The organism is Rhizobium sp. WSM1274, from assembly GCF_025200775.1.
GTDB classification, from domain to species: domain Bacteria; phylum Pseudomonadota; class Alphaproteobacteria; order Rhizobiales; family Rhizobiaceae; genus Rhizobium; species Rhizobium leguminosarum_I.
The window spans coordinates 1,956,551-1,974,747 of sequence record NZ_CP104138.1; the positions used below are offsets into that span (position 1 = coordinate 1,956,551).

Sequence of the window (18,197 nt, forward strand, 5' to 3'; positions counted from 1 at the left end):
GCGTCCGTGCCACGTATCGTGATCCCACAGGGCCGCTCGGGCACTGAAGTCGAAATGTGGCGCGAGCGTATCCTCGATGTGGCGGAAGAGCATTTTCGCCGCATCGGTTACCAGAAGACATCTGTCGCAGATATCGCATCATGCCTCGGGATGAGCAGTGCCAACATCTACCGGTTCTTCCCGTCGAGGGCAGCGATCAACAAGTCGATCTGCGGCCGGTTCATCGAGAAAGCTGCTCGGTTGGCGGATGCAGTCGCCCGGCAAGAGGCGCCGGCTCACGAGAAGCTCGAAAGTCTTTTCAAGCTGCTCCATGAGGAGAGAAGAAAGAACTTCGTTGAAGAGAAGCCGGTCCCTGACTTGATCGTCGCTGCAACGGTGGAGAGCTGGCCAGTTATTAGCGCCCATAGCGCTCGTCTTGTGTAAGCGGCAAGGAGACCCCATCTGGCGCTGCTGATGCTGGGCAGGGTATTTCGGACATACGACTTCTCTGAATGTGAGGATCTATGTCTAGGCCTGCGGCTAGCCTTGGATTGATGCGGATGATCGAGGCGGTGCCCGATCGTCTTGACGGCTCGCCGCGACAGTTGCGGCGGTTCTGGTCTGACGAGTTCAAGGCCACAGCGGTCGAGCAAGCCTGTCAGCCGGGTGTGAACGTCTCGGCAATTGCGCGGCAAATCGGGATCCTTCCGTCTCAGCTCTATCGCTGGCGCAGAGAACTGTCGGGGAGTGATGAGCTTGGGCAAGCTGCAGCGACAGTGGATCCACAGAGCGTTGTATCCGACCCCGTCGTGGAAATCATCATTGGCAATATCGTCGTGCGGGTGGGCCGGCATGTCGACGAGGCGCATATGCAGCGCGTCATCCGGGCGGTTCGTTCGGCATGATCCCCGCGGGTGTAAAGGTATTCCTCGCCAGTCATCCCATCGACTTCCGCAAAGGGCCGGACAGTTTGCTGTCGCTCGTGCGCGACGCCGGCAGTGATCCGTTCAACGGCTCGCTTTATGTCTTCCGGGCGAAACGGGCAGACCGGGTCAAGATCGTCTGGTGGGATGGATCAGGGGTCTGCCTCTATTCCAAGCGGCTAGAGAAGGCGCAGTTCTGCTGGCCGCGGATCGGCCACAACCGGGTGCAGCTCAATCATGCCCAGCTCATGGCGCTCGTTGACGGCATGGACTGGAAACGGGTTCGCTCTGTGGCGGTGAAGCCACCGGAGATTGTTGGGTAAAGGCCTGCGGCGAAGTGAATCAACCGCCTGAAAGGGCAGGAAATCCGGAGCAAAATATGCTCTGGTAGGCCTCATGACGCCGCCCGATCTGCAGCTCCCGGATGATGTAGAGACACTGAAGGCCATGGTCCTTGCCATGGCTGACAAGGCGGCGCGGACTGATGCTCTTGAGAGCGAGGTCGCAGATCTGAAGGCGCGAAACGCCCATGCTGATGAACGCATCGAACGACTGACCCAGATCCTGAAAGCCTTCGATCGTGCTCGCTTTGGCCGACGATCGGAAAAGCTTGGACCTTCAGGCATCGACGATGAACAGCAGGCATTTGTCTTTGAGGAGATTGAGACCGGCATCGCCGCGATCCGGGCCCAGGTCACCAAGGGCGCAGCCCATCCGGATGGCAAACGTCAGCCGCGGCCGCGCAAGGGCTTCGCACCTCATCTGGAGCGGGTCGAAGTGGTGATCGAGCCGGATGAACTGCCTGAGCATGCCGGCAAGCAGAAGGTGCTGATCGGAGAAGACATCTCTGAACGGCTAGATGTCGTGCCGGCGAAGTTCCGGGTCATCGTCACCCGGCGGCCGAAGTATGGCTTCAAAAACGAAGACGGTGTCGTCCAGGCATCGGCGCCCGCGCACATCATCGAGGGTGGCATTCCGACGGAAGCACTTCTGGCCCAGATCGCGGTCTCGAAGTATGCCGATGGCCTTCCGCTCTATCGGCAGGAGGCAATCTATGCCCGCGACAAGGTCGATCTCGATCGCAAGCTGATGGCGCAATGGATGGGCAAGCTCGGCTTCGAGCTCGACATTCTGGCCGATTACATCCTCGCCGAGGTCAAGAAGGCCGAGCGTATCTTCGCTGATGAGACGACGTTGCCAACGCTCGCGCCGGGATCCGGATCGGCAAAGACGGCCTGGCTGTGGGCCTATGCCAGGGATGACAGACCCTTTGGCGGCAGTGGCCCGCCGATGGTCGCCTATCGCTTCGAAGATAGCCGCGCTGGCGATCGTGTCGCCCGGCATCTGAATGGCTATCGTGGCATCCTTCAGGTCGACGGGTATGGCGCCTACAACAAGCTTGCCCGATCTGACGGCGGCAATGACGGAGTGATATTGGCCGGCTGCTGGTCCCATAGCAGACGCAAGTTCTACGAGCTCCACGCCTCGGAAAGCTCAAAGATCGCCACCGAAACGGTGGAGCTGATGGCAAAGCTCTGGCAGGTCGAAGAAACTGCCCGCGGGCAAAGCCCTGACGCTCGTGCCGCGGCGCGTCAGCAGACATCTGCTGCCGTCGTCAATGAGCTCTTCGACCTTTGGCAAAGAACCCTGCCGCGGATCTCCGGCAAATCGAAGCTTGCCGAGGCGATCCGCTATGCTACCTCGCGTCGCTCCATCTTCGAACGCTTCCTCACCGACGGTCGCATCGAGCTCGACTCCAACATCGTTGAGCGCGCGATCAGGCCCCAGACAATTACGCGAAAGAACTCCCTCTTCGCCGGCAGCGACGGCGGGGGCAGGACCTGGGCGACAATCGCCACGCTCCTTCAGACAGCAAAGATGAACAACGTCGATCCGCAGGCCTGGCTCACCCAAACCCTCGAGCGCATAGCCAACAGCTGGCCCAGCAGCGAAATCGATGCACTCATGCCGTGGAACTACACAGGCTGAACGGCCTCGGCTTGCCGCTTACCGTCTTGTGGCGATCATCGAAAATATTATCGAAGAAGGGGCAGACGCCGGCAATTTTAATGTCATCGATGCAGCCCTAGCTGCCCGAAGTGCGATGAATGCGTTCGTGCCTTTTTACCACCCGGTCCTCGTCGAGGAGCGGCTTCGAAACGCCGGGAATGCTGAAGAGGGCCTTGGTGAACAGATCTCGTTTATCCTGCAAGCACTTTGGTGGGAATGACGAAAGTCGCTGCTCGCGCGACCAACAAAGGCGACCTACATGCGCAGCATCGCACGAGGAATACGTCGCTCAGGCGATGTGCCTGGTGGGACTGCACACCTCGTTTGAAGCAATCGCCAATGGCGAACGCATCACCTTGAATACACCTGCCACTGGCGATATCGAGCACCCCACGACCAAGCCGAGGCATCCGCGGTCAAGTCGAGAGTATGAACCGAACCATCAAGGCCTCACCCCTACGAGTTCATTTGCAAAGCACGGGCTTCACGACTCCAGCGCTTCACCTTCGATCCGCGCCATCAAATGCCGGGACACTAAACATCTAGGAAATTTTTTGGGGTTCGAACCCCGACGCTTCCACCTTTTCTAGTCATCAAGATAGTTGCCGCAATCTCAGATTAACAGTCGTAGCAACGCGCCCTCGTCCTTCACCCCATGCTGGTACGAATGGATCACCCGCCGAGCCAGATCTTCGCGCTCGGTATCCGTTGTGATTTGTCGCACCGAGCTGATGTGGTCAAATACTCTCTGGCAGAGGGCTACTTCTTCGTCGCTCAACACGGTTTGTGCGTCGGCTATCTGGGATCGGATCATGATCGCTCTCACTTCTTTCGGAACGATAATGGGATGGAACATCTCCTTTTAAAGGGCATGAAGGGAGACACAAGCTCGTGAGGTCTCATCTCTATTTTCCGGATAGGTCTTTGTTCCCATCCGACAACCAGTGTTCGTTCGGGCCGCTCCACACATATGCAGAAGCCGGCTTTCTCCAGGCATTCCAGATCACTTCGTATCCATCATTTCAAGCGAGAGTAACGCGCCAAGGCCTTCTTCATCTGACAGGCTCCGCAGAGAAACGTTGAGCGGGTCCAGGCCGTGGGTATTTTTGACGTGGGCAGCGGCCTTGCGTCTTTGCCGCAGCAATTGAGCTTCCCTCTGTCCTATACCGCACATTGAAGTCTCCGGAAGTTGGCATAAAATCAGTTCGTTGTTACGTGTCACGTCAGCATCTGGGAGGATTGCGATGTTTCAAGGTATGCACGGCTCCAAGTCGGCGCTGGGTCCAGAAGACCTCGCAATGATCGAGGACATCTATGACGAATGGTGCGCCGCACGCTGCTGCCCCAAGGATAGCCTAAGTGCGATCAAAGCAGCTCAACAGTTGATCTCCATGTTCGAACATGGAGTACGATCAAAAGATGATCTCCGCATTATGGTCGGCACCATAGGTACCCATTTGCTCAAACACTGAAGTGGAGGAGGCTGAAAGGCATCTCAGGGGAAGACCAGTGAAGGATCGATGATCAGTCACACCAGTTGTCCCGCTGCTTCGGAAGGCCCTCGGAAGAGATTGAAGCCGCCGGCGATCAGCCGCTGGCGAGCGCTTGCGAGCATGGCCTGGAATGTCGTTTACGTGCGTCGGTGCAGGATAACGCGACGCTTGATGAAGTCGGCTAAGACACAGGAACCAACTTCCACGTGGCAATGCCTGAACAAAAACCCGGTGAAAGCCGGGTTTTTGTTGTCGAAGAAACTAAGGCGCTTCCAGCCACCTCGGGTGCTCCTGGTACGGCCAAGCGCCGTCGGATGCCATGAATATCGACCACTTGAAGCCTCGTTCCAGCGTGCTGCCGCCTTCCAGCCTCACGCCGCTAAGGTTATCGGCGTTCAGCCATCATAATGGCCCGAAAGTGCTGCCTCCGCAGATTTGACAACCACGGCGATATTCACGCCCTTCGTCAAGGTTGTCCCGGTCGCGCGAAGATCGGTCACCACTTTCAGGCCGCCTGATTTGGGCTCCGGGAGCGGCACGACGGTGCCGTTGTCCAGATCAGCGATCCAGAGTTCGTCTCGGCCGTCAACACTAATAATAACAACTGTAGCCATGGTTTTCCCTCCAACGATTGATGTTTAAAATCCAGCTTTCTTCAGGCCTTCACGATAAAGATCTTTATGCCACTGCTCTTTACTTGGAACAGCAGACAACCACTTGTCCACATCGAAGGCCGGGTTGCCTTCGCGAAACCTCCTGACGAAGACCCGCGCTTTGTCCTGACGGCCCAGCATAGCCCAGCTTGCGGCAGATAGCCTATCCGCGAGACTCGGATCGGCCATCTGCCCGATGTAATCCAGGGACTCTTCAAAAGCTCCGAGGGCGTAGTTCGCTCCCGCGGCGGTCCAAAAATAAGTGTCGGGAGCAAGCGGGTTCAGCTCGATTGCCCGCTCGATCTTTCGCAAGGCCATCGCGGGGAGCGAACAATGAACCAAGGTGTCTGCATAGTCGGCAATCACGTCGGCGTAGTGTGGAGCAAGGCTCTCGGCCACTTCCATTGCCTCGGCGCTTTCGTCAAATGCCCCCTGTAACAGTTTGGCGACCCCGAACTCGCGATATCCATCGGCGAAGTCCGGACGCGTCTCGGTGGCCTGCTTTGCCAAAATCTCCGCCGATTGCAAAAGATCGGCATCACCCCTGGCCGTCAACAACCATTCCTTCGAGTAGGTCCGGGCCATCGAACTCAGCGCCGGCGCGAAATCGGGGCTGACGCTGAGTGCGCCTTTCATTTCCTTGCGCGCACGCCGCAGATTCGGAAGCGTCAATCGCGCCAGGTGCCGCCTGCCGACAAGATATCGATGGTAAGCGATCGGGTTCAGATCTTCGCGCAACGTCTCATGGCGCTCGATTTCACTGGACACCGAGAGAGAGATCCGTCGGGCGACAGTTCTCCGATCTTTGACGAGATCCATATGATCAAGGCTGAATCTTTCCGCCCAAACTATTTGATTTTGGTCGAAAAAGATCAGTTGGGCGAACAGGGTGACGTCATCGTCCGTGTTGCTGATCCGGGTATCGAGAATATAATTGACGCGATGCCGTTCAAAGAAGGCTTTCTGCGTCTCCATGTGGTGGCCGATTTGAACCGCCGAATAGGGGGCTATGACCTCCAGGCTGTTGAAGGCGCAAAATCCGATTGTGATATCTTCCACCAAAGATGCGGCTAAAAAACCGGCTTGGGGTCGCGCGGATTGGTTCTTGGGCGGAAGCAGCACCAGGCGGGGAATTGCAATCCGGATATCTTCGGGCTCAACGGGAAGAGCGGCCTCGAGTTTCGGCTTTGCAGGCGCTGATGTCGGACGGAGGGATTTTGCGTCATCGTCATCGGATCTGGCGCGCGCGGCGATTCCTCGCAAAATCGAATTCCGCCGCTGTTCAAAATGGTTCCGAAGGGACGCAACTTCCTCTTCCGCCTGGAATATCTGTATGAGCATTTGCAGTGTATCGGGATCCTTCGGCTCCGTCCGAAAGAGGATAACTGCAGCCTTCCTCAGGAGTTCGGATTCCTTCTGCGACTGCGGCAGTCGGGACGCCGTTCTCAATGTATTACCGAGAAGCTCGATATGGCAAATTTCTCGCTCGGCGAGCCACCGTTGAAACTGACGGCTATGACTGTGAACCGGCCCCAGAAAAGGCTGGTTCATGAGCTTCACGAGATGCTTAAGCCGGGAGAACGGTTCAACCTCTTCCTCTGTCCCGGATAGCAGAATGTCGGAAGACAGAGACTCCCGGTCGAGGGTGACCATGTTGCCCTGGGATGAAAGGATATTTATCCCGAGTTCAATTTGACGGGCCTTCATTCTCGAAATCAACTTACGCAAAGTCGCAAGCGTATCGTCCCTATCGGCGTCGCCCCACAGAAAGCTCACTAATGTTGTTCGATCCGCCGAACCTTGGTCGGTGGTGAGCAAATAGGCGAGAAGCAGCAGGCCCTTCTCCGGAAACGCGACCCCATTCCCGTCCTCGTCAACGAGCTGCAACCTACCGAAGGTCTTCAGAACAAGCGCCATTTTGCCCTTCAAGTCATCACATCTCTGCGTCTGCACGAAAGCGCAGTGTGTGTATTGCGCCAGCAGAAGTCGCACTCGCGGCGGACTTTTTCCCAATGCGCCATGAAATTCAATAGTACCTGGAAAACGTATGCTACGTTTTCCAAGTTAACGGCAGAAACGAATTTCGCAATCGGCTTGGCCAAATTATCTTTAAAGAGAATTCCATATAAGATGATGATTATAGATGCACTCACTGGCACCGCGATGGCTGGAAAACGCGAATCGGAGGGCTCCTGCGCTGGGCCCCTGGATTGCCCAATGGCGGGTCAAAGCGACAGCCTGAGCCGAGGGACTTTCTTGCCTGCTACGGCTTTCGCCGCCGCGGTCAAAAGATGATCTCCGCATTAGAGTCGGCACGATAGGTCCCATTTGCTCAAACGCCGAAGTGCAACAGGATAAAAGGCGTCGCAGGGCGGCGGCAAGTGAAGGATCTATAATCAGTTAGGCAGTCGTCCCGCTGCTTCGGGAGGCTCTCGGAATAGATTGAGGCCGATGGCGATCAACTGTTGGCGAGCATGGCCTTGGATGTCGTCTACGAGCGTCGATGCAGATAGCGCGATGGTTTATGAAATCGACTATGACACAGGAACCAAATTCCGCTGCGCTCCGTTTTCTCCTCATCAACAGACGGGAGAAATCGACCATGGATTGGAATCGTGTCGAAGGAAACTGGAAGCAGGCGAAGGGCAAGATCAAGGAGCAGTGGGGCAAACTCACTGACGATGATCTCGACCAGATCGCGGGCAAGCGCGAGCAGCTGGAAGGCAAGATCCAGGAGCGGTATGGCCTCCAAAAGGATCGTGTCAGACGCGACATCGATGACTGGACCAGTCGCCAGACTTGGTAGTGCCTGAACAAAAACCCGGTGAAAGCCGGGTTTTTGCTGTGGAAGGAGCTAGTGCCGTCAAGGGTTGTCGGATGTCATGAATATCCGCCAAAAGCCAGAAGAAGTGCGCCGATCGCGATTATGGCCAGCGCTGGCCAGTTTTGCGACACGCCGAGGAATCTGAGGCCCTGGCGTCGTGGTTCCAGCGTGGTGCCGCCTTGCGGCATTTGATGCGGATTACTCGGTCTTCGACCAAGCGCCGACGTAAAGAGAAAAAGAAGTCCGCCGATGATGAGTGCGGCTCCGGTCAGGATTGCCCACATGATGGCCTCCGCTAGCGATGAGCATATTGGTTAAACCAGATCCGGACCTGATCGTTCCGTGAGTGGCTACTCACCTGAACAACCTCCACCTCGGAACCAACAGCGCCCGCATTGAATTTGACCGTTGAGTAATCCTGGAGATCCCCAATGGACGAGACACCAAAGACGGCAATCCGTAGCATGATGTTGTACGTAGCCGCGCTCCTCCTTTTGGGGGTGCTGGCGGGGGCCGTGTACACAATCTATGGCCATCCCGCTGATCCGTCTGAGCGACCAGCGGCCGATACGATTCCGCAAAAAGCTCCGGCTCCGCAGTAAGATACGTCGTTCCGCAATTGATTGATCCCCTTCGAGAGGAACGACCCCGGCTGGGCGCCTGCCAGATCCGGCGCCCACCCGGTCAGGTCGTATTGAAAAGCTCAAGCTCCACAGCAAGAGACCTGCAAGTGGCAAAGAACATGGCTTTAGAGAGCAAGCCAGGAATCCTGTCGCAAGTCCTTCCAACCAGTATGAGGTTTATAATTATAGGTAGAACAACCTGCGACAGAGAAAATCGCCAGCTGCGCAGGACCGATGAGATCGGGGTGGTGCAGTGAGACGAGGTCTCATTAGACCCTGAGAGATCGCATTGGAACAATTGAAATAAGGGAGTCTGCGGATGAGGGAACATGCAGTCGTGGTATCAGGGGCAGGGCCGACGGGCCTGATGCTGGCAGGCGAGCTTGCCTTGGCAGGCGTCGACGTCGCCATTGTCGAACGCCGCCCTGATCAGGAGCTTGCCGGTACGCGTGCCGGCGGTCTGAGTGCGCGCACGCTCGAGGTTCTCGATCAGCGTGGCATCGTCGACCGGTTCCTTGCGGAAGGGCAAATAGCCCAGGTCACGGGGTTCGCGGTCACACGTCTGGACATCAGCGATTTTCCGACCCGGCACAATTACGGGCTGGCGTTGAGGGCAGAAGCATATCGAGCGCATTCTGGCCGGCTGGGTCGGCGAGTTCGAGGTGCCGATCTATCGCGGCCTAGAGGTAACGGGTTTTGCGCAGCACGACACCAGCGTCACCATCGAGCTGTCCAATGGCGCTTCGCTCAAGGCACGCTATCTCGTCGGCTGCGATGGCGGCCGCAGTCTGGTTCGCAAGGCTGCCGGCATCGAATTTTCAGGATGGGATCCGACGACCAGCAACATTCTCGCCGAAGTAGAGATGGAAGAGGAGCCGCCATTCGGCATCCATCGCACCTCCCTTGGCATCTATGCCTTCGGCAGGGAAGAGTATGAAATCCACGACGGCAAGATCGTCTTTGCCAAGGGAGGTCCGATCGGCGTGATGGTGCCGGAGAAGAATGCCGGCGCCACGACCGAGCCGACCCTCGGGGATCTCAGGGAAGCGCTCATCGCCGCCTTCGGAACGGATTACGGACTCCACCGCGTCAACTGGATTTCCACGTTCACCGACATGTCGAGGCAAGCAACGGCCTACCGCAAGGGCCGGGTACTCCTCGCCGGCGATGCCGCCCATGTTCATTCTCCGGTCGGCGGACAAGGCCTCAATACGGGCGTCCAGGATGCCGCCAATCTCGGTTGGAAATTGGCCCAGGTGGTAAAAGGCACGTCGCCTCAAGCCTTGCTCGACACCTATCACACAGAGCGGCATCCGGTTGCGGCCCGCGTGTTGCGCATGACGATGGCGCAGGTCGCGTTGCAGCGCACCGACGATCGCACCGAAGCCTTGCGAGACATCGTCACGGAGCTGCTTGGCATGGAGGAGCCGCGCAAACGAATCGCGGCCGAAATGTCCGGGCTTGGTATCCACTACGACCTTGGCGAGGGGCATCCGCTGCTCGGCCGCCGCATGCCTGACCTTGACCTCGCCATGCCTGATGGTTCTGTGCGTGTCTTTACGCTGCTCCAAGATGCGCGGCCCGTGTTCTTGAACCTCGACGCGCCCGGCAGCTTCGACATCGCGCCGTGGTCGGACCGCATCACGCTGCTCGACGCCGGATATGACGGTGCATGGGAGCTGCCTGCGCTGGGTGTGGTCTCCGCGCCAACCGCAGTATTGATCCGGCCCGATGGATATGTGGCGTGGGTGGGTAACGGGACGCAGGATGGTCTGCAAGAGGCTGTGAATAGCTGGTTCGGACCACCCTGCTAAAGGCCGAGAAGCTCCGACCTAAGCGGCGAGCGAGATCGAATTGCAGTCCGATATCTTCTCCGGATCCGGCATCGGTTTGCCGCGACGTTCCCACGTCCGGCGGCCGATGCCGAAAGCCTCCCAGGGGCGCGCTGCACTCAAAGAATGGGCGAGATAGTCGGCTCTGGAAAGCGCGCCGGCGGCACGGCGCTGCTCCTCTTTCCGGTTTCGATCCCGCTGCCGCCGCTTTTCCTTCTGCAGTTTTTCTCGCTTCCGCTTCGGCACATCGAAGGCACCGATGGTGCGGATATCGAGGGCGCTCCGTTCCGCGTAGCTCAAGTGCAGAGCGCGACCGAGGGCGTCGGCGGACAGGTCAGAAAAGCGCACTTTTGTCCGCTCGTAGATGACCTCCTCAATGTCGGCTTTCCCAGCCCAGGGAAGCCATCGCGCCGCCCAGCCGAGCACCACCTCAACGAATTCTTCCTTGAATTCGACGAGGGCGAGGCCGGCGATCACCTCGACATAGATCAATGCGTCGTCGGCCTCGGGCACAATGTCTCCGTGACGATGCCGGATCAGTTTTTCGATCTCGCGCATCCGGCCGCGGAAATGGTTCCAACGGCTGGCCCGCATGCGGCGCTGGACGGCCTTGTAACCCAGCAGACAGTCGCCGATCTTGATGGCCGCAACATCCCGCGCCAAGCCCTCCGGCCGATCCGCTTTCTCAGCCCGCTTCTCCGATTGCGTCGCTTCATCTGTGCCAACAAGGCGATCCATCGATTTTCCTTCACGATCTGCCTTGGGAGGCCGAAACGACTAATGATAAAGGAAGGCCGAGGGGGTGATCATCTACTTTTGGCGCTGTTTACACGTCATTCTGTGGATTTTCGAAATGGCGGTTCATCGCGGGTGGTGCCGGCCGTGTCGGTCAATTTGCCAAGTCTGTCGGGTGTGTCGCGGCGACCGGCATTGCTTTGCCGACAGCTTGTTCCACGCTTATGATGCCGGGCGTCCGCGGACTGCTCATCGGACTATACGGAACGGAGAAAGAGATGCGTAATTGGCTGGGCCTGCTTGCGGCAGGTGCTCTTGTCTTGCAACCGCTCACCTTCTCACAAGCGCAAGCAGCGAATGCGCTGGAGCGGGCCATCGCAGACGCGCAACCTTGCAGGTCGCTCAAGGCGAAGGTCTCGAGTTTTGGGATTACCGTGCAGGTCGGCGTCGATAAGCTCGATTCCGTGAAGATCGAAAACCTCCAGGTGTCGGTGAATGGCGACGCTGCGGAGGCCAGTGCCCGAGGCACGCTGGCCTGCAAGACATCGGACGAAGCTCTCGTCAAAGGCGGGTTCTCGGCGACCGCGGAAGTCCATCTGCAGGTCGACCTTGCGACTTGCAAGACCGCCGAGAGTTCGATCGAGATCGTGCAGACTGGCGGTCGCTTCGGCGATGTTGTCAAAGGACTCCAGACCGAGATTTCCGAGGCGCTGCGGCGAAGCCTCGAGAAGAACCTCGCGAAGCTTTGCGAGAGGTGATCGACGGCTTTGACGCCGCTCAAGGCTTCCGCGGTTTGAGGCGCTCCCACTCCCTATCGATCATCGGCGCGGAGGAATTCGTCGTCCATCCGATCGCCGGGAAGGGAAGGCGCGGTTCAGTCATACCTTTCAATAGCTGCACGAGCGAGCATTGCCGGGTCTGAACCCATCCGCGCATGCCGGGTTTACCGATGTATTCCGCTGATACTGATAATCCTGGTGATCCTGCCTTGCAGGCGACGTACAGGAAGACGTGATCGCGGATACGCCGATCAGCACTCCCGCTACCAACGTAAAAAATTGGTTCATCTGAACGTCTCCTTGCAAGGTTGTCATGGTGGCAATCTACCATGCCAACACGAGCCTATGCGAAAACTTCTGGGGCGCTAGACGCACGCTCAGCTGAGCCGAAACATTCGTATGATTGATCAACCAATCTCAAATCGTGATGCGTCGAACCTCAGCCGATGATCAACTTCGCTTCAGTCTAGTCTGATCGGGCTATTCTGCCGTTATGGAAGTAGTTGCATGGCCGTTAATAGTCAGGCGAATTTGATTTTGACTTGAATAAATCGGGGTTCTTCAGTAGAATTACGCCATAAAATAGTAATATAAATGGGAGGATACTATGTCGTCAACTCGGTTTGATCCGATTCTGCTGCATCGTCAACATTTCATCGATGAGGTCACGTGCCTCGATGAAATCTTCGATGTTCTGGAGGAGTGGCCGGAGGACAAACGGGGTTTGGCATATGAAACGCTGTTGAAGGCGTGCAGAGATACCGCCAACGGGCGTTTCCCGCTGAGCGCTGCACGCGAGAATTTCCGTCGGTTCCTCAAGATGTCGGGCGTGCTGGCGAAGGTCGAGGGTGGCCCAAAATTCGAGCGGCTGATGAACGAGCATATGGGCAATGCTTAGCAAGACAGGCTTTTGACGAGGCTATCCGATAGCAGACGAGAACGCGCCGCCACTTTGCGGTGCGTTCTCGTCTCAACGTCTGCTGGCCTGAAGTGGTCGCAAACTCCAGATTCGCTCTTCGTCTTCAGCTCTTTGTTTTCACGCATGTCGCTGTCGCAAAATCGCGGCACAGTTTTGCGCCCTATGCTTTGATGATCGCCTATTTCTTCGCCACCAAGCGCGCGGCGCGGCAAGCCCTGCCAAGAGGCAGATGCCTGTTCGGGTGTTGGATCTCGACAAATCTTAGCCAAGGCCGGCGCTGGCCCAATCGCATCGGAAGACCAGCATGGGCTTCGAAAACCCCTTGAACCGTCGGCGCGCTACGTGAGCGAAGAGATCGGCGGCGCCGTATTCGCGAAAAATGTTCTCCGAGACGAGGATCTGGTCGCTGGAGGCTGCCGCACAGAGACGCGCGGCAAGTTGCACGGTCGAGCCGAAGAGGTCGTTGCTGTCCTCGACCGGTTCGCCGCAGTCCAGTCCAATGCGGATGTGGATCGGTTCGCTGTTACCGCCGTTGTAACGCTTGAATTCCCGCTGGATCGCCATTGCGCATTCGACGGCTGCTGTTGTCGCGGCGAAGGCCGCCATGATGCCGTCGCCGGTGTGTTTCACTTCGCGGCCCGAATTCTGGCTGAGGCATCGGCGCACGATGGCATCATGGGCTCTGACCATTTCGGTCGCAATCCGGTCGCCGAGGCGCGATGTCATCGCTGTCGATCCGACGATGTCGGTAAAGAGGATTGCTCGGTGGCCGGGATCGACGTCGCTGGACGACTGACCGGGTGCCGGCTCAGGATCGTGAATTCGGCCGAGAAAAGCCTCGACCGCCGACAAGGCAACCTCGACGATCTCGGCGGCGACGAAGCCGTGCGCTTCGCGATGCACACATTGCGCGGTTTCGGCATCCGGTGCATCCACGAGGCAAAAGGCGGTCCCGCGCCGCTGATCGAACCAGTAGGTCAGGAATTTGACGCCGTACTTGTCCTGGATATCGAGATCCATGCGATGCGCCCTGGCAACGTCGGCGGCTGACGTTCCTTCAAGAAAGTGCCGGTCCATGAAGATAGGCATCGCGCGCTCCTCCCAGATCCGCCGCGTGCAGGATAGATGGCATTGTACGACCCGGATGAAACTCCGTCCACCTCTGGGACAATCCATGAATGATTATAGGGGTTTTTGCTTCCGGCAATGCATATGAGTTGCTGTAATCCTTGTAGAGTATAAAAGGAAAGACTGAGTTTTAATCAGCAGGCCTGGGAGGGGAAGCCCGATATTTACCATAATCAGTCGCTTAATGACTGATCGCAGGATCCCAGTTCAGGCTCCATGTTCTCAAAAGCAGCGGCTGCAGGGGATCTGGAGGGGACGAAAGGAACGCCTACACTGCGAGCATCGCTGACCAAGATCAAATCCCGTGAAGCCACCCTTCGGCTGGTGACGCGGCCTACCAACGGCACGCAACTTGCATCGTACCCATGAGCTCCACTGAAATTGGGAAAAGCTGTAGCAAAGTGAGACAGACGGCACATTTTCGACCGGTTGGCTTGGCCTCAATGGGGATCGGCCATTATGCCGTTATTAACTCCGTGTGGGACGCCGCGCGCACGCTGCTGCGCGACTGGCCGGTAGACGACGGTGAAGAGTATTTCGAGGCCGTCAAGTCGTGCCTGGATGCGATCATCGGCGATCTCCCACCGGAACACGTGCGGGCGGCCTTCATCAGGGCAGCACAGGAGGCCGGCATCGCCGTCATAGAAGCGGCCGACTGAGTATTTGGCTCGCCTCGACCCCAGCCTCCGCCTGACCACACCCGTCCTCAAAGCCATATCATCCAAACGCTTGACTTTTCCTGCCGAAGTTCTAAGGTAGAACAAAACAGGAACATTGGAGATGATCATGACGCACACGGAACAGGTGATCGCCAACGCCCTCGCGCTCGTCGAAGCGTCCCGCGCAGCCCGCGAGCGGGATCAACAGCGGCGCGCCGCCTGGCAGAGAAAGGTCGAACTCAGCCGGCCGCTGCCGCCATTGCCGCGCCCTGTGCAATTGCCGTTGGCGCTGAACTGATGCAGCCGGCAAAAGTCTTGGAACCCCATCGGCCTCGACCCGAACAAACTGGACCTGATCAAACCTGGCCCGATCAAGCCTGGCCAGATCAAGCTTGGGAAGTCGAAGCCGTGCTTGCCTGGCATGACGACAATGCCAAGGCGGCGATACGCTCGCTGCTCGATGACTGCAAACATCTCCGCCAGCAATTGGCGCTGGCGGAAAGCGTGATGAGCCGCGGGATGGCCCGCGGATGGGCGCCGCGATACGAGCGGGATGCCCTCTAAAGATCCGTGTGCCCCGTTTATAGCGCGGCACCTCTAATGCTCCTCATCCTTATACGTTGCCCATCGGGCGGAGCCTCGAAGGATCTGCCGCAACGCTTTCGAACGGACGCGTCGGCTGGCCGGCGACAGCTTTGAGCGGCGCATCGGGCGCACGGTCGCCCGCAAGCAGGCCGGCGTTCCGCTCCGGCTTTTCCAGCGCGAGGGAGGAATTGGGATAGCCGATATCGAGTTGATGCACATCACGGCCGCGCCCGCATATTGCCGCGCTTCATGGCGTCGAGAAGATTGGTCGCCAGACCGAGCACGGCGGCGGCGCTCTTCCTCATAGCTGTCGAGCAGCGCGTCAGGGGCGCTGGCAGCAACCGCCGCCAGTTTCCATCCGAGATTATAGGCGTCCTGAACGCTGGTATTCAGGCCCTGTCCGCCGACCGCCGCGTGCGCGAGGCGGTCATCAGCCCGAAGGGCAAGGCGATGACCGATCGCATCGATATCGCCCGCGAGCGGATGGGCGAGGGCGAACCGCAGGCGGATTAGCCTCTGAATCACTCCGGAATGTGGCCTTTGAATTCATCGGAGCCATTGCGCCGGCGCGTCGGCGATGATCTTGTAGCGTCCTGCAATCGCAACGTTTTCCGGTGATTCCCAATGTTCGATATTCTGTGGCGCGGCCTGGTGATCGGCGCCGGCGCAACCATCCTCATGGACCTCTGGGCGATCCTGCTCACCCAGTTCGGCCAGGCGGCGCCCAACTGGGCGCCTGTGGGACGCTGGTTCTGGCACCTTAGCCGCGGCAAGGTCTTTCACGAGAGCATTGCCGACGCCGAGCCCTATGGCAGTGAATTGGCGCTCGGCTGGACCGGCCACTACGCCGTCGGCATCCTCTATGGGGTGATCTTCGCCATCATCATGGGCTCGGCCTGGCTGGCGGCCCCGACATTTCTTCCCGCCTGGGTCTTCGGCATCGTCACCGTCGGGGCAGGGTGGTTCCTATTGCAGCCGGGCCTCGGCATCGGCTGGGCCGCTTCTAAACATCCGACCCCGAACAAGGTCCGGTGCTTCAATCTGCTGGCTCACACTGTTTTCGCGCTGGGGCTTTATGGGACGGCGTTGATCATCGGCTGAGATCAGCCAAAACCCCTCCCCAACCCCTCCCACAAGGGGGAGGAGCTAAGATGCCGCACCCGCTTTCTAGATCTGCGACGTTTCAAGAAGAACGAGGTGGGCGCTCCGGGTTAGTCCCTCCCCCTTGTGGGGAGGGGTTGGGGAGGGGCCTTTCTTGGATACCCACGAACCGAACAGCCTCGCCTCACCGCGCCGCCCAGTTGGCGCCGCGGCGGAAGATGGTCTTCATCTGGGGAACGTCGAATTCCTTGGCCTGATGGCCGAGCGAGGAATAGAAGACCCGGCCCTTGCCGTATTTCCGCTTCCAGACGACGGGCATGACGACGTCGTCGATCCAATAGGCATGTTCGCCGGTGAACTTCGTCGTCGCCAGAACCTCATTCGAGGGGTCGACATGCATGTAATATTGCTCTGACGTATAGGGGAAATCGGCGATGCCCTCCATCAGCGGATCGTCGGGCCGGGTGATGTTGACGGTATAGTCGATGATGTTGCCGGGGTGAGCCACCCACTGGCCGCCGATGATGAACTGGTAATCGACGGAGTCGCGGAAGGCATCGCCGGCGCCGCCGTGATAGCCGGCGATACCGACGCCGCTTTCGATCGCCGTGGCGAGGTTCTTGACCTCCTCCTTCTCGATCTTCGACATCGTCATGATCGGCACGACCAGGCTGAGATCGTGGACGGAAGGGTCGGCAAGCGCCTCGGTGCCGTGTTCGAGATAGACCTTGAAACCGTCTTCCTCGAGCATGGTCTTGATGATTTCGGCGCACTCCTGCGGCTCATGCCCGCTCCAGCCGCCCCAGACGATCAGTGCTTCACGCATAGTCTTTCCTCCTGAAACTTATTTCGCCAGCCGTCCGTCGACGATGGAATCGGACAGCGGGGCAGGGCGCTCCGTCGCCGTGGTGATCGCGACCGTTCGGCCGGTCGCGGCGGCGATGTGGAAGGCTTCCATGACTTCGAGCACATGCAGCGCCAGGTCGCCATTGGCGCGGTGCGGCCGGTTGGAGCGGATCGCATGCGCCATGTCGGCGACGCCGAGCGAGCGGTAGTTGCCGTCGGCATAGGGCGTGGTGACCGGTTGGTCCTCGAACGGCCCACCCTTCTTCAGATATTCCACCGGGCCGGCGAACTTGTTGGGATCGGGCACAACAAGCGTGCCTTCGGTGCCGTAGACCTCAAGCGGCACATGCTTGTGGCCGGCGACATCGAAGCTCATGGCGATCTGGACGACGGCGCCGTTGGCAAAGGCCATCATGCCGGTGACATGGGTCGGCACATGCACGGGAATGCGCTCGCCATTGCGCGGTTCGCTGGTGATCAGCCGTTCGGCGCGCGGCGTCGTCGCAAAACCCGCAACTTGCGAAACCGGTCCGAGAAGATTGACGAGATCGGTGATGTAATAGGGACCCATGTCGAGCATCGGCCCGCCGCCGACTTCGTAATAGAAGTCCGGGTTCGGATGCCAGCGCTCATGGCCCGGGCACATGAAGCTCGCCGAGCCACCGACCGGCTGGCCGATGACGCCCTGGTCGATCAGCGCGCGGGCCGTCTGGTGGCCACCGCCGAGGAAGGTGTCGGGGGCAGCACCAATGCGCAGATTCCTCGCCTTGGCGGCATCCGCCAATTTTTTCCCTTCCGCGAAATTAATCCCGAGCGGCTTTTCCGAATAGGTATGTTTGCCGGCCTCGAGCGCCTGCAGCGCGACCGCGACATGGGCTTTCGGGATCGTCAGATTGACGATGATCTCGACCTTCGGATCGGCGAAAAGCTCTTCGATCGATCGGGCGGGAACGTTGAATTCCTTAGCCTTCGCCTCGGCCAGCTCCCGATTGAGATCGGCAACGCCGCGAATGTCGAGAATGGGAAAGGATGCCATCGCCGTGAGATAGGCGCCTGAAATATTGCCGCATCCGATGATGCCGATACCGACTCTCTCCATGAATTCCTC

General features: G+C 58.6%; 21 protein-coding genes and 4 pseudogenes. 15 read left to right on the top strand and 10 right to left on the bottom strand.

Annotated features, from left to right (window positions below; genetic code table 11):
• Nucleotides 1–6: 6 nt before the first annotated feature.
• The 5 genes from N2600_RS09925 to N2600_RS09945 all read left to right on the top strand — a co-directional run bounded on the left by N2600_RS09925 (nt 7) and on the right by N2600_RS09945 (nt 3,132).
• A complete protein-coding gene (locus N2600_RS09925; protein ID WP_260298672.1) occupies nt 7–423 on the top strand; it encodes a TetR/AcrR family transcriptional regulator in 417 nt (138 codons plus the stop codon).
• A gap of 116 nt (nt 424–539) precedes the next feature.
• The gene (locus tag N2600_RS09930; protein WP_163856647.1) at nt 540–884 is read left to right on the top strand and encodes a transposase; all 345 of its coding nucleotides are present in this window, start codon (nt 540–542) and stop codon (nt 882–884) included.
• Nucleotides 881–1,225, top strand: coding sequence for an IS66 family insertion sequence element accessory protein TnpB (gene tnpB / locus N2600_RS09935; RefSeq protein ID WP_011053349.1), 345 nt, complete (start codon nt 881–883; stop codon nt 1,223–1,225). The genes N2600_RS09930 and tnpB overlap by 4 nt, the downstream gene beginning before the upstream one ends.
• 73 nt (nt 1,226–1,298) lie before the next feature.
• Nucleotides 1,299–2,891: an IS66 family transposase gene (tnpC, locus tag N2600_RS09940; protein ID WP_260297203.1), complete on the top strand. Its 1,593-nt coding sequence runs from the start codon at nt 1,299–1,301 to the stop codon at nt 2,889–2,891.
• A 28-nt stretch (nt 2,892–2,919) separates the two neighbouring features.
• Entirely contained in the window at nt 2,920–3,132 is a 213-nt protein-coding gene (locus tag N2600_RS09945) for a hypothetical protein (RefSeq protein ID WP_260298673.1), read from the top strand.
• A gap of 393 nt (nt 3,133–3,525) precedes the next feature.
• Here the strand turns inward: N2600_RS09945 and N2600_RS09950 are convergent, their stop codons facing one another.
• Nucleotides 3,526–3,726 (bottom strand): hypothetical protein, encoded by a 201-nt coding sequence (locus tag N2600_RS09950; protein WP_164579233.1) that lies wholly within the window; start codon nt 3,724–3,726, stop codon nt 3,526–3,528.
• A gap of 91 nt (nt 3,727–3,817) precedes the next feature.
• Nucleotides 3,818–4,053: pseudogene (locus N2600_RS34450) on the bottom strand (hypothetical protein).
• Nucleotides 4,054–4,156: 103 nt separating this feature from the next.
• Between N2600_RS34450 and N2600_RS09955 the strand changes: the two are divergent.
• Nucleotides 4,157–4,384: a hypothetical protein gene (locus tag N2600_RS09955; RefSeq protein WP_170263052.1), complete on the top strand. Its 228-nt coding sequence runs from the start codon at nt 4,157–4,159 to the stop codon at nt 4,382–4,384.
• Nucleotides 4,385–4,800: 416 nt separating this feature from the next.
• Here N2600_RS09955 and N2600_RS09960 read toward each other — a convergent pair whose 3' ends face one another.
• Together N2600_RS09960 and N2600_RS09965 are read right to left on the bottom strand one after the other, a co-directional pair.
• Nucleotides 4,801–5,019: a hypothetical protein gene (locus N2600_RS09960; RefSeq protein ID WP_017964206.1), complete on the bottom strand. Its 219-nt coding sequence runs from the start codon at nt 5,017–5,019 to the stop codon at nt 4,801–4,803.
• Between the two features lie 24 nt (nt 5,020–5,043).
• Nucleotides 5,044–6,975, bottom strand: coding sequence for a hypothetical protein (locus tag N2600_RS09965; protein ID WP_260298674.1), 1,932 nt, complete (start codon nt 6,973–6,975; stop codon nt 5,044–5,046).
• Nucleotides 6,976–7,660: 685 nt separating this feature from the next.
• Between N2600_RS09965 and N2600_RS09970 the strand changes: the two genes are divergently transcribed.
• Complete coding sequence (locus N2600_RS09970) at nt 7,661–7,864, top strand: CsbD family protein (protein ID WP_026154138.1); 204 nt, start codon at nt 7,661–7,663, stop codon at nt 7,862–7,864.
• Between the two features lie 74 nt (nt 7,865–7,938).
• On the opposite strand, the gene N2600_RS09975 is transcribed toward N2600_RS09970, so the two are convergent.
• Nucleotides 7,939–8,166 carry a hypothetical protein gene (locus tag N2600_RS09975; protein ID WP_017964209.1) on the bottom strand — a complete coding sequence of 76 codons (228 nt, stop codon included), beginning with the start codon at nt 8,164–8,166 and terminating at the stop codon, nt 7,939–7,941.
• 658 nt (nt 8,167–8,824) lie between these two features.
• Between N2600_RS09975 and N2600_RS09985 the strand changes: the two are divergent.
• Nucleotides 8,825–10,319 (top strand): annotated as a pseudogene (locus N2600_RS09985) (FAD-dependent monooxygenase).
• A gap of 18 nt (nt 10,320–10,337) precedes the next feature.
• On the opposite strand, the gene N2600_RS09990 reads toward N2600_RS09985, so the two are convergent.
• On the bottom strand, nt 10,338–11,075 hold the full coding sequence (locus tag N2600_RS09990; protein WP_260298676.1) for a hypothetical protein: 738 nt from the start codon (nt 11,073–11,075) through the stop codon (nt 10,338–10,340).
• Nucleotides 11,076–11,350: 275 nt separating this feature from the next.
• Here N2600_RS09990 and N2600_RS09995 point away from each other — a divergent pair, with 275 nt between their 5' ends.
• Nucleotides 11,351–11,830 (top strand): hypothetical protein, encoded by a 480-nt coding sequence (locus N2600_RS09995; RefSeq protein WP_170279320.1) that lies wholly within the window; start codon nt 11,351–11,353, stop codon nt 11,828–11,830.
• A gap of 628 nt (nt 11,831–12,458) precedes the next feature.
• Nucleotides 12,459–12,749 (top strand): DUF982 domain-containing protein, encoded by a 291-nt coding sequence (locus N2600_RS10000; protein ID WP_017964215.1) that lies wholly within the window; start codon nt 12,459–12,461, stop codon nt 12,747–12,749.
• Between the two features lie 282 nt (nt 12,750–13,031).
• Here N2600_RS10000 and N2600_RS10005 read toward each other — a convergent pair whose 3' ends face one another.
• Nucleotides 13,032–13,859, bottom strand: a complete 828-nt coding sequence (locus N2600_RS10005) for a nickel-binding protein (protein WP_260298677.1) — start codon at nt 13,857–13,859, stop codon at nt 13,032–13,034.
• Nucleotides 13,860–14,299: 440 nt separating this feature from the next.
• On the opposite strand from N2600_RS10005, the gene N2600_RS10010 reads away from it, so the two are divergent.
• The 3 genes from N2600_RS10010 to N2600_RS10020 all read left to right on the top strand — a co-directional run bounded on the left by N2600_RS10010 (nt 14,300) and on the right by N2600_RS10020 (nt 15,121).
• On the top strand, nt 14,300–14,557 hold the full coding sequence (locus N2600_RS10010; RefSeq protein ID WP_017964218.1) for a DUF982 domain-containing protein: 258 nt from the start codon (nt 14,300–14,302) through the stop codon (nt 14,555–14,557).
• Nucleotides 14,558–14,684: 127 nt separating this feature from the next.
• On the top strand, nt 14,685–14,855 hold the full coding sequence (locus N2600_RS10015) for a hypothetical protein (protein ID WP_162039352.1): 171 nt from the start codon (nt 14,685–14,687) through the stop codon (nt 14,853–14,855).
• The gene (locus tag N2600_RS10020; RefSeq protein ID WP_017964219.1) at nt 14,855–15,121 is read left to right on the top strand and encodes a hypothetical protein; all 267 of its coding nucleotides are present in this window, start codon (nt 14,855–14,857) and stop codon (nt 15,119–15,121) included. Before N2600_RS10015 ends, N2600_RS10020 begins: the two co-directional genes overlap by 1 nt.
• Before the next feature lie 97 nt (nt 15,122–15,218).
• Here N2600_RS10020 and N2600_RS34455 read toward each other — a convergent pair.
• Nucleotides 15,219–15,553: pseudogene (locus N2600_RS34455) on the bottom strand (FAD-dependent monooxygenase); the annotation flags it as partial.
• Between N2600_RS34455 and N2600_RS10035 the strand changes: the two are divergent.
• Nucleotides 15,542–15,631: pseudogene (locus tag N2600_RS10035) on the top strand (MarR family transcriptional regulator); the annotation flags it as partial. The pseudogenes N2600_RS34455 and N2600_RS10035 overlap by 12 nt on opposite strands.
• Nucleotides 15,632–15,766: 135 nt before the next feature.
• Nucleotides 15,767–16,243 (top strand): DUF2938 domain-containing protein, encoded by a 477-nt coding sequence (locus tag N2600_RS10040; RefSeq protein ID WP_260298679.1) that lies wholly within the window; start codon nt 15,767–15,769, stop codon nt 16,241–16,243.
• Nucleotides 16,244–16,427: 184 nt separating this feature from the next.
• Here the strand turns inward: N2600_RS10040 and N2600_RS10045 are convergent, their stop codons facing one another.
• Nucleotides 16,428–17,069, bottom strand: coding sequence for a ThuA domain-containing protein (locus N2600_RS10045; RefSeq protein ID WP_260298680.1), 642 nt, complete (start codon nt 17,067–17,069; stop codon nt 16,428–16,430).
• 18 nt (nt 17,070–17,087) lie between these two features.
• Nucleotides 17,088–18,188, bottom strand: coding sequence for a Gfo/Idh/MocA family protein (locus N2600_RS10050; RefSeq protein WP_260298681.1), 1,101 nt, complete (start codon nt 18,186–18,188; stop codon nt 17,088–17,090).
• Nucleotides 18,189–18,197 lie beyond the last annotated feature (9 nt).